This is a genomic window from Lewinella sp. (assembly GCF_050633125.1).
Lineage (GTDB): Bacteria > Bacteroidota > Bacteroidia > Chitinophagales > Saprospiraceae > Lewinella.
The window spans coordinates 292-19,406 of the sequence record NZ_JBOEFX010000031.1 but is presented as its reverse complement, the minus strand read 5'-3'; the positions used below and the strand labels follow the sequence as shown (position 1 = coordinate 19,406).

At 46.0% G+C, this 19,115-nt stretch carries 4 protein-coding genes; 3 read left to right on the top strand and 1 reads right to left on the bottom strand.

The annotated features are described in order from the left end of the window. Window positions 1-80 precede the first annotated feature (80 nt). Window positions 81-470 (top strand): BlaI/MecI/CopY family transcriptional regulator, encoded by a 390-nt coding sequence (locus ACRBG0_RS08660; RefSeq protein ID WP_431486504.1) that lies wholly within the window; start codon window positions 81-83, stop codon window positions 468-470. Further along, on the top strand, window positions 467-2,644 hold the full coding sequence (locus ACRBG0_RS08655; protein ID WP_431486503.1) for a M56 family metallopeptidase: 2,178 nt from the start codon (window positions 467-469) through the stop codon (window positions 2,642-2,644). The genes ACRBG0_RS08660 and ACRBG0_RS08655 overlap by 4 nt, the downstream gene beginning before the upstream one ends. Window positions 2,645-2,760: 116 nt before the next feature. Here ACRBG0_RS08655 and ACRBG0_RS08650 read toward each other — a convergent pair whose 3' ends face one another. Then, window positions 2,761-3,519, bottom strand: a complete 759-nt coding sequence (locus tag ACRBG0_RS08650; RefSeq protein ID WP_431486502.1) for a LytR/AlgR family response regulator transcription factor — start codon at window positions 3,517-3,519, stop codon at window positions 2,761-2,763. A gap of 645 nt (window positions 3,520-4,164) precedes the next feature. Between ACRBG0_RS08650 and ACRBG0_RS08645 the strand changes: the two genes are divergently transcribed. Continuing rightward, window positions 4,165-19,115: SdrD B-like domain-containing protein (locus ACRBG0_RS08645; RefSeq protein ID WP_431486501.1), on the top strand; the 14,951-nt coding region annotated here is incomplete at its 3' end.

Below are 19,115 nucleotides of genomic sequence, written 5' to 3'. Positions count from 1 at the left end.
TTTTTTGAAATCACTTGCTGTTGTTAACCATCAGGGCAAATTCATGAATTTGCCCTGGTTTTTTGCGCAATAAAAGGAATATGAATAAACCTACTGAAGGCGAACTAGAAATTTTGCAGGTGCTATGGGCAAATGGTCCCGCTACTGTTCGCAGCATCAATGAATTGTTAAATCTTTCTGCTCACAAAGAGATTGGTTATACGACCACACTAAAGCTGATGCAGCTTATGGTGGAAAAAGGTTTGTTGCAGCGAGATACCAGTAGCCGTACGCATATTTATGCGGCAGCAGTAGAAGAACAATCGATAAAACGCGGTCTTCTCAAGCAATTTGTAAGCAAGACGTTCCGTGGTTCAGCTGCCCAGTTGGTGATGGAAGCCTTGGGGCAACACCAGGCATCAGGTGATGAATTGGCTGAAATAAAGGCACTGATCAACCGTATGGAGAACGATAAAAACAAGGATGTATGAAAATGGTTTCCTTATTCCTCGACTCTCCCATTGCAGAAACCCTGGGGTGGACAGTGCTTCACAGTTTATGGCAAGGGGTTTTGCTGGCGCTGATTGTGAAAATCCTGTTGCAGTTGGGAGCCAAGTGGACTGCCAAGAAACGGTACTATGTGGCTTATACGGCTCTGCTGGCTCAGTTGGTTGTTGCAATTGGTACTTTTTACTATTTACTGCCGGTTAGTTTGCCTGCTACCCAAGGGCTGACAGAAGCATTGCCATTGTTGCCGACGTCACCAGCGCTTGCAAGCTCAACCAGCTGGTGGATGGAGCTGGAAAGTTTTATTGCACCTAGTCTGCCATTGATCGTAGTGGTGTGGTGGGTAGGCATGATTTTCTTTTTGTTACGCCTGTCCGTCAGTTATTATTGGTGGAACAGTTTACGGCAAAGTCATCATTTACCGGTGCCTACGGCATGGGAAGATCGTTTTCAGGTGTTGAAAAATAAGATGAAAATTCATCGTAAGGTAGAACTCAGGTTGTCTGAGTTGGTGTCAGGGCCATTGCTTATAGGCCAGCTGAAACCACTGGTTTTACTACCAGTCGCATTGGTTAATCAATTATCGCTGAAGGAAGTTGAAGCGATCCTGGCACATGAATTGGCTCACCTTCAGCGCTATGATTATCTACTCAATTCGATTCAACTGTTTCTGGAGGCTGTTTTTTACTATCATCCGGCAATTTGGTGGTTGGGTACCGAGATCCGCATGTTGCGTGAACAATGTTGTGATGACCTAGCCATTCGCTATACCGGTAATTCGCTAACCTACGCAAAAACACTACTGGCGGTAGCTGAGCATCAGCGCCAACTCCCTACCCAATTTGCCCTTGGTTTATTGGGCGGAAACAAACGCCAGCTTTTAAATCGTATCCAAAGAATATTAAATCAACCCGTTAAACAACCCGACATGAGAGAAAAATTTGCAGTAACCAGTGTTCTTTTATCACTGGCCTTCCTAGTGTCCCTTACAGCAGGCTGGTCATGGCCCGTAGAGACTATTATTACTAGTGATGAACATCCAGCTATCGTTATGATCGATACATTGCCGCAAGGGAATGTTCGTATGGAAATTGATGATGATGGAGAAACCATGGATGTAACCGTTAAGAACGGAAAAATCCGCAGCCTGAAAATAAATGGCGAGGTCATTCCTGAAGCAGATTTCCCTAAGTACGAAAGTATGGTGGAAGAAAAGATGGCGAGCATTCCGCCACCGCCACCGCCGCCACCACCGCCTGCACCAGCTCCCCCACCGCCACCGCCTGCACCGGGTGCTGTACCTGCACCTCCCGCTCCTCCGGCACCCCCAGCGCCAAGGGTGATTATTAAGAAAAAAGAAGTGCAACGAATTCATAACGCTGACGGAACAACAGAAATCATTGTTATTGAGACAGACGAAGAGGATGGCGCTCACCATATTTGGGTAGAAGATGGCGATGAAGAGGGTGGTGCTCACCATATTTGGATAGAAGAAGACAATGATGAAGACCACATTTTCAGAGTTGCACCAGACAACCAAATGGGGCTTATTAAGATTAAAACCAAAGATGGAGAAGACCATATCTTCATTCGTGGTTCAGGCGAAGACGACTTAATTGATATTGATTCCGATGATATTGAATCAATGAATGTTTTTAAAATTGACATTGATGATGACGAACGTTTGGAGGAATTGCGCGCGCGTTTATCGGAACTAGACGAGGAGGTGTCAGAAGATGCACTACGAGCTATTGAAGAATGGCGGGAGTCGGCAGAGGAGTTACGAATTGTCATCGACGAAGAGCGTATCGAAAGAGAAGTAGAAAGAAGCGAAAGAATGGTAGAACGCCGCGTGGAAATGGAGGAGCGTCGTGCCGAAATGGAAGGACGCCGTGCCGAAATGGAAAGAGAGGTACGGATACGCGGCCTTCGTTATCACGATAATGATGAAGATTGGCTGAGCCGTCAATTAGTTAGAGATGGTTTGATTGATGATGCGAAGAACTTCACTTTTAAGCTATCGGATAAGCGGCTTAAAGTCAATGGCAAAACGCAGTCAGATGATGTGCGCCAGCGCTATATCGAACTGTACGAATCTCAAACGGGCGTTCCTTTTGGAGATGGTTCTAGTATCAGTATCAACCGCAAGGATAACTAATACCTTCTCGGACATTTTTTGTGGTCAAACTAAAGCAAAAGTCGTAAACGACTGATTAAGGAGCGTGATTTTTGTTTTCGATTGACTCTAGACACAAAAAATGCCAGAGAATCATTTTACCGATCCAGCCAGGCCTTGAAATCATTGACTCTGTCTCTGCTTACGGTTGCTTGTAAATCCGTTTCAGGGAATAGCGATAGAAGAAGCCGTCCATTGAAGTAGGGATCTATTTTTCTGATTGCATCTAAATGAACAATGATTTTTCGACTAATCCTGAAGAAGTGAGCAGGATCGAGTTCTTTTTCTAGCTGATCTAGCGTAGTATCTAAATGGTGCTGTTTACCATTGCTTTTTTTAGCAAAAACGAGGCTTTGATCAGAATAGAAATAGGCAATATCGTTGATGCTGAGGTAGCTCAAGGAATTGCCGATCTTAACTAAAAAGCGTTCCCGGTAGGCCGGGCGCTGCATTTGTTGAACCAACTGTTGGAGCGCTTGCGCCGGCAGTTGGTTCTTTGTTTGGTAGTATTTTTTATACTTATTTATGGCTTCTGCGAGAGCATCCTCTTCAATTGGCTTTAGCAAATAATCAATACTATGTACTTTAAATGCTTTCAGTGCATATTGATCAAAAGCCGTAGTAAAGATCACCGGACTTTGAATTTCGGATTGCTCGAAAATGGAAAAACTTAAGCCATCAGCAAGTTGAATATCCATGAAAATAAGGGCTGGGGCAGGGTTGTTTAAAAGGTATTTCAAAGCGCCTGATACACTCTCAATCTGTTCACTGATGTGGGCATCAGGAAGCTGAAATTTTAGCAGCTTTTGTAAGCGCTTATAAGCAGGGAATTCATCTTCAATTAATAAAATCTTCATAAAATTAAGTCGTTCAGGGTATGGTGAAAGTATTCTGTAAGTGATTTTTTGCACGAAAAGATACCCTTATTAGGTCTTTTTTGCAGAATAAGATCATTTTGAGAATGTAATTTTTGTCACTTTATAGTATTAAAATAAAAGTATGTTAATTCGTTTTATTTATTAGGTTATTTGGAGTAAGTGTATGTTTTAGGGTGATGAAAGTTTAAAAAGTGTACTTTTTGTTCTGAATAGCAAGAGCGAGATTATTGAATAAACTTAGGTTTGTACGCATTTTTTTATGTCACATTTTTTTATTTTATCTACAAGCAGTAGATTGAGGCATCTTTGTTTTGGTCTATTTTTGTGTTAATTACGATTCATATCACACAGAATTAAGTTCCTTCCCCCTTCAAACGGTTACTTGTTTACGCATCTTTCTTTAGTGAATTTACGTAAACAATTACTGTTGACAATTCCCCCTCGTTTATAATTGAAAATGGCACCCATTTTCAGAGAGCTTTTTGAAAAGGAAATCTTCGGATAGCCGGTTAATCTACTACCTGTTTTTTGATTTTTTGTCAAGGCATTAACGGACAAAAGCTACTGCTATGTTCTGATGCTTTGTCTAGAAGACGACCCACAAACACAAACAACACTTTGTATATGAGTCATTGCTACTCAATTGTTAAAACGCTGTGCTTTTCTATACTACTTCTGTCAGTATTCACACTGAATGGAAAGATAAGTAGTGGGAATATTATAGAGCGTACTGGTTTAGAACCAGATAATATTTCTTTTGAAAGAAATAGTGTAACAAGTGTCAGTTGTACTATTACCATTCGGGCAAGAGGAAACTGTGGATCAGAATCAATGCAATTGATCGTAGATGGAACCACTGTGCAGACTTTTACGCTCACGACCACAGAGACGAGCTACTCCTATACAGGTTTTAATAATGGTCAGCAGATACAAGTGGCATTCACAAATGATGGCACAACGAGCGGTGGCTGTGACAAGAACGTTTATGTTAATTATATCGAAGTAGACGGAACCATTTATCAAACAGAAACAAGTGCTACACGAACGGGCTGTGGTGATACAGAATGGCTTTGGTGTAATGGTAATTTTGATTTTGGCAGTATTTCCTGTAGCGGAGGAGGTGGTACAGGGAACTGTGGTAGTGGTACCGTTAATTACACCAACTGTGATAACCAAACGATTACTATTAATCTCTCGGAGGTGTCGTCTAATACCTATATCTATACCGATGACGATTACCAAGGCTGTATTTCTTATGTAGATGACAACTGTAATATTGGAACTTCAGTACGCGTGTTTTGTGCCGATTTTAACCTGACGGAGCCAACTCCTGGTATGGGTTATCAGTATGGGGAAGTAACTTTCACCAGAATAGAAGGAGCTACCAATGCAGGTTATACAGCCCTGCAAGGAGAACGTATTAACTGGATCTTTTGTAATGGCGAAAGCCTTGGGTATAACTATACGACGATTAGCCAAGCTATATGGTACATTACAGGAACTATTGATAATTGTAATACCCTTTGTTCGAGTGCAATTGCTGCCGTTACTTCTTCCAATCTGACAGGTGCTCATGAGCGATTGGTGACCTATATTCCTGATAACCCCAATTTGCAACCTTTCTTGGAGTACACTTGCGAACAGGCTTGTGAGCTCACTGCTTCCCTTTCTACCACTGATGCCGTGTGTGGTGTTGGTGCATCTGTGACTGTGACTGCTGACGGAGGAACGGGTAGTTATCTGTACGGGATCGATGGCGGTGCCTGGCAAGCAAGTAGTACCTTTACTGACCTAAGTGTAGGCAGCCATTATATTTATATCCAAAACAGTAATGGTACTTGTAATACTGGACCTTTTGATTTTACCATCAGTGATGATAGTTCAGGTGATATTACCGGGTTTGTATTGGATGCAATTAGCAGTGGTAGTGATGTTACCTTGACCAATGGAGCTGTTTTAAATGTTGATGATCTTCCTTCTTCTTTTCGACTCACAGCCCTTACTTCGGGGACGATAGGTAGTGTTGTTTTTAATGTCAGTGGTGGTGATAGTGGTACGGCAACAGAGAATGTGGCTCCGTATGATTACCCAAATGGCACTGACCCTTGGTCTATTGGTGTAGGTACTTATACTGTAGAAGCTACTGCATATAGCCAAAGTAATGGAAATGGGGGCAGTTGTGATACCGAAACGATCACTTTTCAAATTGTTGATGGACTGGATATTCCTGAACCTAACGATTGGTCTTTCACTTGTGAAGACGGTGTAAGGGTCGATTTCTACGGTGCAGGTACGAATGGAGACGAAGTATCTGTGGTAAGTATCCCTAACTCTAGCAACATCTACCAGTACGCGATTGAAATCGTATACAAAGGTGGTAGCCCTGGGAATACGGTTAACATTGAAGATGATAGCGGTAATTTTTATACGCTTACCAGAACGACACCTCCTGGTACGAGTAGCAATGTGAGAATCTACCGCGGCCTTGTGTTGGGCTCAACCTCTCAAATAACTTACATTGATAATGCACAGGAAAATAAACTCCAATCTATTGTGGTTTATGCTTTCCGAAATGTAGCAGCTGGCAATGCCAACTCTGGTACCTATACTTCTCGCAGTGGCTACCACGATAGTTTTACTTTTGACATCTCTTTCCCGGAAGATTATACTGCCCGGGATTTGGTCATCGACCTGCCTATCTCTGAAATGACATTAGATTGTCGGATTCTAAATATTACCGCTACGGCGGGCAGCATTACAACTACTCAGCAGATTTACCAACCCGACGCAGTATACGGACCTTGTTGTTTGGCCGTGCCACAGCTTACACTTAACAATGTTCCCGGCAACATCACTACAGTTACCATTGAGGTAGAATCACCTACGGGTAGCAGTAGCTCTTGTCCTGTTTCTACAAATCAGAACGGCCAATCTTACGTAGTCGCGGGCCTTGTCTTGGTAGAAAAAGAATGTGTGGATTGTGTCGATTTTGACCCTGGCACCATCAGTAGCGACCAAACCAATTGTGGAGCTTTTGACCCGGCGAATATTACGGGCACCGCAGCAGTTTCTGATTTGTCGGTCAGTTATCAGTGGCAATCTCGGGCAGGTAATAGTGGTACTTGGATGAATATTTCCGGCGCAACCGGGCAAAATTATAATCCTGGCACCTTGGCGGCAACGACCCAATACCGTCGTTTAGCATCTACAGGAGAATGCACCAATACGGCTTCAAATATCGTAACGATCACCGTTAACGATGCTGTGAATTTAATTTGCGAAAGCTACCACAACGGTGCTTGGTTTGAGGAAGAAGATTGTTCCGTAATCCTATGTGAAGGCGAATACTTGGCACTTTCTGTCAACCCCAATGGCATGTCCAGCTATCAATGGATGGGCCCTAATGGTTATACTAGTACTGGTGGAGATGCCGTCATTTCTAATAGTGTAACCTCTCTTCATTCTGGTACTTACAGTGTTACAACTACCGATGCTAATGGCTGTATAGCCAGCACTTCTATTGATGTTACTATCCTGGATGATCCAGAAATCAGCATCAGTATCGATGCTGCTGATGTATGTACTGGAGCCTCAAGCACCCTTACTGCTGTAGCAGATGGTGGTATTGATTGCGAAAGTGTTATTTGGCAGTTTCGTGCCGGTACTTCTGGTACTTGGACTACATTGACTACCGCCGGAGCTACACTCAATACTGATGCTACGCTGACCGCAGGCACTTACCAGTACCAAGCCATGTATTCCTGTCCTGGTTTCGGTTGTCAGGATGCCACTTCTAACACGATTACCTTTACGGTAGCAGATTACCCATCAATAATTGCGACGGTTTCAGATAATGAAATTTGTGAAAACACTCCAGTAACGCTTACTGCGGCTCCAGTCGATGGGCAAAGTACCTACACGTATCAGTGGGACAACGGATTGGGCACAGGTGCAGTAAAAGTAACAACACCAACGGTCTCGACCACTTTCAATGTGACAGCATCTAACAGCATAGGCTGTACAGGTACTGCTTCCGTAGCCGTAGTGGTCAATGACCGTATCATAGATTACGGTAGCATCAGTGGTGACCAAACCAATTGTGGGCCTTTTGACCCAATACAGATTGAAGGCACTCCGATTGCTACTTCTGGTAATAATATCACTCCATCTTATCGTTGGCAGTCAAGACCTTCGGGAGGGAGCTGGGCTGATATTTCTAATTCTAATGTGCAAAGTTATGATCCTGGATTAATATCCGAAACTACGGAGTTTCGCCGGAGGGCATATGCTAATAATGGTTGTGGAAACGACGTCACGAATACCGTAACCATTACGGTTAATCCTGTGCCAACCATTACAGTAGTAAGCAGTGATTGTAATCCTTTAAATCTTTTTACCACATACGATGTAGAAGTTGATATAACAAATGCACAGACCATAATCGCGTCAAGCGGAACGGTGGTCAACAACGGAAATGGCAACTACTCAATTAACGGTGTTGATATAGATGAAAATTTACTCCTTACGGCAATAAATAATACCACCAGCTGTCAGGTTACAATTGATGTAACCGCGCCAAGTTGTTTTTGTCCGAATATTTATGACCCCGTAATCACGAGCGCCAACCCTGCGGTAATCTGCGCCAGTGATCCTATTCCTGCTTTCACTGCAACGATTCCTTCGCAAGGACTTTTAGGGGCAAATACCGTTGATTGGTACGATGCTGCTACCGGAGGCAACCTCTTGTTGGCAGGATCATTAAGCTTTACACCTCCTTCTGCTGGTACCTATTATGCCGAAGGGCGCAATGTTTCCAGTAGTTGTACAACCACCAGTCGTGTGCCTGTAACGCTGACCGTTAACCCTTTACCAGTAGCCGAAACCACCGGCGATTTGGAGATTTGCCAAGGCGAAAGTACAACGCTTACTGCCAGTGGAGGAGTAAGCTACGTTTGGAGCAATAACGAAACAACGGAGAGTATTACTGTCAATCCAGCCAATACGGCTACTTATACGGTGACGGTTACAGATGATAATGGTTGTAGTAACACCGCCAGCGCAACGGTAATCGTCAATGACAATCCTACTGCCTCCCTTACGGGTGACCCACTCGTGTGCGAAGACGAAAGTACGACCCTCACGGCCAGTGGTGCTGGTATGGGTGGCGATTATGCCTGGAATACAGGCGCTAATACTGCCAGTGTTACGGTTTTTCCATCAGGCGCAGAAACATTTACGGTAACAGTCACAGATGTTAATGGCTGTACCGACGAAACCAGTATTGTTGCCAATGATGCGCCGACACCTGTAGTGGTAGCGGCTTCATTGGAAATCTGTGCTGGTGAATCGACCACACTCACTGCCAGTGGTGGAGTAAGTTACTTATGGGGAACCAATGGCAATAGTGCTACCACTCCTGCAATTACAGTTACTCCAGCTAGCACGACTACCTACACGGTGACCGTGACCAATGCTGCCGGTTGTTCTACAGAGGCGAGCGTTACCATCTCGGTACTAGTACAACCCGTTATTAATACTGTTGATGTTGTACAGCCTACTTCTTGTAACGGTACAGAAAACGGTACTATTACTGTAAATGCAACAGGAGGTTCTGGTGTATTGCGCTACCGGATAAATGGCGGAACCTGGCAGTTTGGGAATAATTTCACCAACCTCGGTGCAGGAACCTACAATGTAGAAATAAGCTACACAGGTAATCGCTGCCCAGCTGGCCCGGTAACGGTAACCCTTGACCCTGTTACGCCTCCAACGGTAGTAGCAAGTGATGATGTTACCATGTGTTTTAATGAATCAGCAACCCTCACGGCTTCCGGAAACGGAGGGACAGGAACGCTTGCTTATAGTTGGACCCCTACCGGACAAACGGCTGCAAGTATTAATGTAAACCCTGCTGTTACGACCGTTTATACGGTTGCTGTAACGGATGAGTTGGGCTGTTCTTCTACAGATGAGGTAACAGTCAATGTGCTGGCAATTCCACAAGTAACCAGCACGGCTACCAACGCCAGCTGTGGAGGAGCAAATGGCACCATTACCTTTGTGTTTCCTGACGAAAGTAGCCGTACCGAAATCGAATTCAGTATTGATGGTGGAAGCACTTATCCTCATACTACCAATGATAATGTTGGAAGCTTCACCGTAAGTAACCTTGCTGTTGGAACCTACGACCTTTGGGTGCGTTGGGGTAATAACGAATGTCCCGTAGATATTGCTAATAGAACCATCGTTCAGGAACTAGGCCCGGTAGTAACAGCCAGTGCTAATACTACCATTTGTGAAGGAACAGCTACCTTCCTAACTGCAACGTCAGAAGAAGGTACCGGAACGATCACTTACACCTGGATGCCTGGTAATCTAAATGGAGCCAGCGTAAGCGTTTCCCCAACGACGACCACTACATACACGGTCACCGCCGTTGATGAAAACGGCTGTACCTCTACAGACCAAGTTACGATCACGGTTGACCCAGCTTTCACCTCAGGTATTGATGCCGTAGCGAGCGTATGTGCGCAGGAAGGCGTGTTGTTTGTTGCCAGCCCTGCAGTATCCGGAGCAACTTATAGTTGGAGTTTCAGTGGCCCGGCCACGCCAGCGACCTCTACCAACGCGAGCGAAACGGTAAGCTTCGCCAGCGCGGGTACCTACACGGCACTGCTTACAGTAAACCGTGGAACTTGTATTGAAACCTACACGCATAACATTACCATCACGGCACCCGTTTTCGCAAACGCAGGCCCCGATGTGACGATCTGTACTGGCGAGACGGTACAAATAGGCCTTCCTGCCGGACAGGGTGGCCCTAATGGCGCAACCTACAGTTGGTCGCCCAGCACTTTCTTGAACAATGCAAACATTGCGCAACCAACATCTAGTGCACCGTTTACCTTCAATTATACCCTTACGGTAAGTGAAAATGGCTGTGTACGTACTGATGCAATGCGCGTAAACGTAAACCCACTCCCTACACCTGCGATCGCAGGTGATGTAGAAATTTGCCAAGGCGAAAGCACTACACTGACGGCCACTGGCGGCACAAATTACCTTTGGAGCAACGGTGCTACTACGGAAAGTATCACGGTTAACCCCGCGAGTACTACAACTTATACCGTGACGGCAACAGATGGCAATAGCTGTGCCAATACGGCCAGCGCCACGGTTATCGTCAATGATAATCCTGTAGCGGCGCTTAGCGGAAACCCATTGGTTTGTAACGGACAAAGCACGACTCTTACGGCTACGGGTGCCGGAGCTGGTGGTTCTTACGCCTGGAATACAGGCGCTACTACAGCAACAATTAGCGTTAACCCAACGGGTATCGAAACCTATACGGTGACGGTGACCAACGCCAACGGCTGTACCGACGAAACGAGCATTACGGTTAACGAAGCACCCACGCCAACGGTCGTTGCTGCTTCAGTTGAGCTGTGTGCTGGTGAATCAACAACACTGACGGCCAGTGGTGGAGCTAGCTATCAGTGGGGCAGTAATGGGAGTGATGCTACAACGGCAGCCATTACCGTCACACCTTTGGTCACAACGACTTATAATGTGACGGTCACCAATGCGGCAGGCTGTGCCAATGAAGCTAGCGTGATAATCACCGTTTTAGAACAGCCAGTCATTACAGATGTAGCGGTTGTGCAACCAACTTCTTGTAATGGTACAGAAAACGGAACAATCACCGTCACAGCGACAGGTGCATCTGCGACGCTACAATACCGGATCAATGGAGGTGCTTGGCAAGCGAGCAATGAATTTGCTGGTTTAGGTGCGGGTACTTATAATGTAGAAGTAAGCTACACTGGTGCCCGTTGTATGGTGGGCCCAAGTACAGTTACGCTTAACCCTGTAGTCCCCCCAGCGGTAAGCGTTAGTTCAGATGTAGCCATCTGTGCAGGAAATAGTACTACCCTTATGGCTGCCGGAAACGGTGGCACAGGTAACTTGACTTACACCTGGATGCCTGGCAACCAAACGGGAGCCAGCATTACGGTTACGCCTGCGGTCACGACAACTTTTACGGCGACAGTTTTAGATGAGTTGGGTTGTACCTCTACGGCTTCTGTTACAGTAACCGTCAATGAAAACCCAGTAGCTACCCTCACCAAAACGGATGCTACCTGCGGACAAGATAACGGTACTGTTGCCGTAAGTGTAAGCGGCGGCGAAGCTGCTTATCAATACACTTGGTCACCAAATGTGAGTACTACAGCCACTGCGACGAACCTCGCTGTTGGCACGTACAACGTGACAGTTACCGATGCTAATGGTTGTTTTGGAACGGCCAGTATTGCGATTGAAAACCTAGCAGCTTCTACTGTAGTAGCTGCCGCTGACCAGACAATTTGTGAGGGTAGCAACGCTACACTTAGTGCAACAACTACCGGTGGTACAGCTCCTGTCACCTTGACTTGGATGCCAGGCAACTTATCTGGTAATGACCTAACGGTTGCTCCAATTACCACGACGACTTATACAGTTACAGCTACCGATGCCAACGGCTGTACAGCTACAGATCAAATGACGATCAATGTTGATCCAGCATTTGTCTCGGGTATCAACGCACCAGCGAGTATTTGTGCAGAAGAGGGCGTATTGTTCAGCGCGGCTCCGGCCGTAGCAGGAGCAACCTACAGCTGGACCTTTAACGGATCGGCCACACCTACGACCTCTACCCAAAGCAATGTAACCGTTTCTTACGCAACTCCTGGTAGTTACACTGCAACCTTGGTGGTAAGCCGTGGCTTGTGTACGGAAACTTATGTTCATAATATTGAAATTACTCAAGCAGTATTCGTTTCGGGAGGACCAGACCAGAGCGTATGTCAGGGTGGTGATGTCATCATCGGTTTACCAGAAGGAGAAGCTGGCCCTGTAGGCGCTCAGTACACTTGGACACCGAACCTCTTCCTGGAAAATGATCGCGATCCGCAAACAACGGCGAGCCCTCCGTTTGATTTTACTTACACGCTGACGGTTGAACAAAATGGTTGTGTACGCACGCAGCAAGTACGGGTAACGGTTGATGTGAATAAGAACCCTATTGCAGATGCAGGCGCAGATATAACGACTTGTCCAGGGGAGGAAGTGATGCTGGGTGGTTCACCTTCAGGTACTCCTCCGCCGGCAGAGCCGAGTACAGAGATTGCCAGCTACAGCTGGTCACCAATTACAGGTTTGGATGATGCTACTTTGGCAAACCCAACGCTTACTGCAAACGTGGATGAAACCTTTGAGCTGATTGTTACCGCTACGACGGGTTGTACGGATACGGCTACCGTTAACGTGACAATTTTAGATTGTGGCATCATCGGTGATTTTGTTTGGGAAGATGATAATGCCAACGGGATTCAAAATACCGGTGAATTAGGCATTGAAGGAATCAGTGTAGAATTACTTGACACAGATGATAATGTTCTGGCAACGACCAGCACGAATGCGAGTGGCTACTACGAATTTACCAATCTGCCAAGTGCAATCTATAAAGTCGCTTTTGATCGTCCGTTGGGTTACATTCGGGTATTGCCTAATCGTGGTAATGACAGTGCGCTTGATAGTGATGCGAATCTATTCACTGGCATCACCAATCCATTCACACTGGCACCTGGTGAAACGAATAATGATATCGACGCAGGCCTTTACCGCTTGTTTACGCAACTGGGCGACTTGGTCTTCAAAGACCTTAACGGAAACGGACAATTTGATACAGGTGAGCCGGGCATCGAAGGTGTAACGGTGAACCTTTACAATAATGTTCCGGAACTTGTTGGTACGGCGACTACCGATGAAAATGGTACTTACGGATTTGCTGACTTGGAACCCGGTAATTACGAAGTTGAATTTGTATTGCCCGCCGGCTATTCCTTTACGTCACAATTCACCGGCGGAGACAACACTAAAGACAGCAATGCCGACCCCATTACGGGTAGAACAGGAACCTTGGTGTTGGAAAGCGGCAAAGGAGATATCACGATTGATGCAGGACTTACCCAGTTTGATTTGGCATTGGACATTGCTATTAATGGTAGCACGCCTGGCCCATACAGCCAGGGCAGTCAGGTAGATTTTGCGATTACAGTTACCAACGAAGGTAGCATCGTCGCTCAAGGTACGGAAGTCACAGACTACTTGCCCGCTGGTTTAACCATTACTGGTTTTAATGCCAATGGTACGACTGTTGTCAATAATGGAGATGGAACCTTTACGATTCCAAGTTTAGATCCTCTGGCTTCGGTAACCTTTATCGTAGAAACAACGATCAACACTAACTTCCAGGGCACCAGCCTTACGAATGGCGCAGAAATTACCACCGATAGTGGTGGAGATATTGATTCTACTCCTGCAAATGACATACTATCAGAAGACGACCAGGATGAAGTAATCCTTCTTATCAACCAGACAGCTGGCATTCTTATTGAAAAAGCAACGAATGGTGTTGATGCTGATGCACTGCCAGGTTTAGTCCTTTTGGTAGACCCAGCAGCACCTCCGACCGTTACTTGGACGTACGTAGTAACAAATACGGGGTCTGTAGACATTACCAATGTGGTTGTCAACGATGATCAGGAAGGGCAAATTGGTACCATTGGTACACTAGCTGCTGGTGCATCTCAGACGTTTACCCAAACGGGTATTGCTGGCTTGGGCACTTATTCCAATTTAGCAACAGCTACAGCGGACAACCCGCTAGGAGGAACCGTCACGGATACGGATCCATCCAACTATACTGGTGCATTTATTAATGTAGAAAAAGTAGCCGACCGTACAGAAATTTGTGCAGGCGAAGAGGTCAACTTCACCCTCACAGTACGCCTGTTGGGTGGAGCAGATGGTTTTCAATTGCGTGAAATCAGCGTAGAGGACACTAACCTCGCCGGAATGTTGATGCCAGGCGATGCTTATTTCGTCGCCGCCAGTGATCTTAACGGTAATGGCTATATCGATTTCATTGACAATAATAACGATGGTGTTTCCGACGAAGAGTTTGTTTGGGAATACGCCGTTGTTTACAATACGACGACGACTAACATGGCAATGGATGAGGCCGAACTCTGGTACGTTGACCCAACGACCAGCGTAGAAACCTACCAGTTTGATGTGATGAATTCGGATCAAGTAACCATTGATGTTAATCCATTACCTGTTGTCACTTTCTCTGGCGACACGGAGATTTGTAATGGGGAATCCACTACGATCACAGCTAGTGGAGGTGCCTCTTATTTGTGGAGTACGACTGAAACAACACCTTCAATTATGGTTGCACCTACAGGCACTGCAACTTATGATGTGACCGTAACTGATGGCAATGGCTGTGTTACTGTAAGCAATGTACAGGTTGTTGTGAATGATAATCCGGTAGCGAGCTTAGTAGGTAATCCACTGGTTTGTGAAAAAGAAGTAACTGTGCTTACGGCCGCTGGCGCAGGTGCTGGCGGGTCCTATTTGTGGAGTACGACCGAGACAACGGAAAGTATTACCGTTAATCCTCAAACGATACAGACCTATTCGGTGACTGTAACGGATGTGAATGGCTGTACGGATGATATTTCGGTCACTGTGACCGAGGCACCTGAACCTATTGTTATAGCAGCATCTACTGAGATTTGTTCAGGAGCTGGTGAGTTGATTACCCTTGTTGCATCAGGTGGCGGGACTTACCAGTGGGATGCCAATGCAGGAAATGCTACTACTGCGGAAGTAGATGTATTGCCTATCGTTACGACCATTTACAATGTCACCGTCACGAGTGATGGAGGCTGTGCAGGCGTAGCCAATGTGACCATTACCGTTGTTGAAGACCCCGAGATTACCGATGTCATTATCGTCGATCCTACAGCATGTGACGGTAACGATAATGGTAGTATTACAATTGTTGCTACTGATAACAGTGATGATTACGACTTGCAGTACCGTATAAATGGAGGTATTTGGCAAACAAGCAACGTATTTACCGGGCTTGGAGCTGGTAGTTATAACATAGAAATTAGCTACGAAGACAATAACTGTATTGTTGCGGGTAGTGAACCTGTTGTACTCAATGACGCTGTTCCACCTACGGTTACTGCTAGCGCAGATCAGGCGATTTGTATTGGCAATAATGCAACACTTACGGTTTCCTCTACTGGAGGTACAGGTGTAATTTCCTACGTTTGGGAGCCAGGTACTTTGACGGGTGATAACGTTGTTGTTTCTCCAATTACGACGACTACTTATACCGTTACAGGTACCGATGAATTAGGCTGTAGTAATACCGATGAAGTTATAGTGACGGTGAATTCTTTACCTGAGTTGGATATCGTTAAAACCGATGCTGCCTGTGGACAAAGCAACGGTGAAATTACGGTCAATGTTACGCAAGCAACGGCGCCGCTAACCTTTACTTGGTTGCCTGATGTTGGCAACACGGGTACGGTTACAGGGTTGGGAGCAGGCGACTACACGGTGATGGTGGAAGACGCTAATGGTTGTTCGGAAGAGACCGTAGTTACCATCAATGAATTATCAGCACCTACCATAAGTGTGAATGCTGATGCTACCGTTTGTGAAGGCGATATGGTTACACTTACCGCGATCACGAGCGGCGGCACAGGCAGCTTGTCTGTCGTTTGGATGCCAGGTAACCTTACCGGTAATAACGTAACGGTGACGGCTAACGCCACTCAGACCTACACTGCAACAGTGACTGATACCAGAAACTGTACCGCTACAGATGAGGTAACCATAACGGTAGATCCATCCTTCGTTTCAGGAATCACTGGTTTGGGGAACCTTTGTGCAGAAGAACCTACGACCTTCACTGCGACATCAGTTGATGGAGCTAGCTATAGCTGGACTGCTACTGGGCCAGCAACACCAGCTTCTGGTACGGGAGAAACCTTTACGACGAGTTGGGGAGATACGCCAGGAGTTTATACCGTTACCTTGACGGTTACTCGTGGGGCTTGTACCCGCGTTTATACCCAAGATGTTAATATCTCAATGGCAGTCTTTGCCGACGCTGGCGATGACAAAGCCATTTGTCAGGGAGGAAGCGTACAGATTGGACTTCCTCAAGGGCAATCTGCTCCGATAGGTGCTATTTACACTTGGAGTCCAGACAATGGAACGTTGACGGACATTACCTCCGCGCAGCCAGTTGCCAGTCCTTTGGTAACAACGACCTACACGATGACAGTTACGCTCAACAACTGTACACGTACAGACGAAGTAACCGTAGTTGTTGATCCGGACTTGAACCCAATTGCCGATGCTGGCGATGACCTTTTGGTTTGTGCAGGCACGGAAGTTACCTTGATGGGCAACCCGACAGGAACCGTTGCTCCAGCAAACCCAGGAGATGGTATTGCGGGGTACATTTGGTCGCCACTGAATGATGTAAATAATGCCTTCTCCTTTACGGAATCGGCGACATTTACAGCGAATGCAGATGGAAACTATCAGGTGATTGTCTTTGCTAATTCTGGTTGTACCGATACTGCTTTTGTCAATGTTGCAATTGCAGACCCGATAGTATTAACCGGTTCGTCGTCCTCGGATGCCGACTGTAATGGCGCTGCTACAGGAGGCATAACGCTAAACGTTGCAGGAGGAACAGGTAACTATGTATACGATTGGGATGATTTAGCGGGAATCAATGACCCTGCTGATCGAACTGGCCTTACTGCTGGTGTCTATACGGTAACGGTGAGTGATGATGGCGGTTGTTCTGCTACGCAATCCTTCACGATAAACGAACCTACCTTACTGGCAATTGATGTTAGTGGTAGCATAGTCATAAATACTACTTGTATTGGCGCAGCATCCGGTTCTATTGACCTGAGTATTAGCGGCGGCACACCAGTCTATACTTACGCCTGGACAGCCTCTAATGGCTTTACGGCAAGTACGGAAGATATTTCTGGCTTGGCGGCTGGCACCTACACGGTGATAGTAACGGATATGAACGGTTGTGAAGACACCGCTATGTTTGAGGTTACTGAGCCAACCGAGCTAGAGGCAAGTGCAACAAAAACGGATGAAACTTGCGCTATGGCCAATGGTACGATTGACGTGACTGTCAACGGCGGTACGAGTCCTTATACCTATGCTTGGAATGACGGAGATACGGCGGAGGATCGTACTGATTTAGCACCAGGTACCTATACTGTAACAGTTACCGATGCGAATAACTGTACCGCAATAATTAGTATAGATATTATTGCTGATCCTGTCCCGATAGTAACGGTTGAAGATGTGACGCTTTGTGCAGACGAAGATGCAACATTAGTAGCAGTAGTCAGCAGTGGGACACCACCTTACACCTATTTGTGGAGTAACGGAGGAACCTCATCCTCGATTGTGATCGAAGAGGTATTTGCGACAAACACCTACACGGTGACGGTAACGGATGAAGATGGGTGTACAGCGATTGCGACAGGAACGGTTAATGTTAATCCGCTGCCAGTACCAGATGTAAGTGATGACCTCACGATCTGTGAAGGCGAATCAACTACATTGATCGTTGAAAATGTCTTCTTTGGTACACCACCCTTTACTTATCAATGGTGGAATGCGACAGATCCAGGAACAATTTTATCAACGACAACAGAGTTGACGGTAGGACCTGCGGAACTTATTAGTGGTCAGGTTAATAATTTCTTCGTTAGAGTAACGGATGTCAACGGTTGTAAGGAACGTGACATTGTAATGGTAGAAGTCGCTCCAAATCCAACAGTGACGGTTGCTGATCAAACGATCTGTGCTGGTGAAATAGCGACGCTTGTTGCTGTTCCGGGAGCAGGAAACGGCAGTTATACTTACTTATGGGACACTGGTGAAACGACAGCTTCGATTTCTGTATCACCATTAGCAACTACTAATTATAGCGTGACAGTAACGAGTACCTACACTAGCTCTGATGGAGGTGTCACAGCATGTACGGATGAAGCGACAGCCTCCGTAATAGTGGAGGCAACTCCTGTCATTACTAGTATTGTTGAAGGTAATGCAACCTGTGGCGATATTAACGGCACAATAACCTTCAGTTTCCCTGATGCGCCTGTGCGTACGACAATCCGGTTTAGTATTGATGGAGGAGCTACCTATCCCTACAGTAGCCTGGATGATGTGGGTAGCTTTACAATAACAGGACTTGCTCCAGATACTTATGACCTTTGGAGCAGTTGGGACGGTAACGGTGGCGACTGCCCAGTTGACCTGCCAGACGTGACAATCGAGGACGAGCCTGGTCCAACAATAACGGCTGGTACAACAATAACTCCAGCCGATTGTAATGGTGCTTTAACCGGTGAGATTGACTTGTCAGTAAATGATGGTACTGCCCCGCTCACATACGTTTGGACTGGGCCAGACGGCTTTATGGAAAGCACTGAAGATATCAGTGGTTTAGTAGCTGGTACCTATACAGTCGTTGTGACTGATGCGAATGATTGTAGTGATACTGAAACCTTCACAATTGATGAGCCAACGACCTTAGAAATCGATGTTGACGCTACTGTTCTGACGGATGCTGATTGTAACGGCGCAGCAACAGGAACTATCGATTTGGTAGTTAC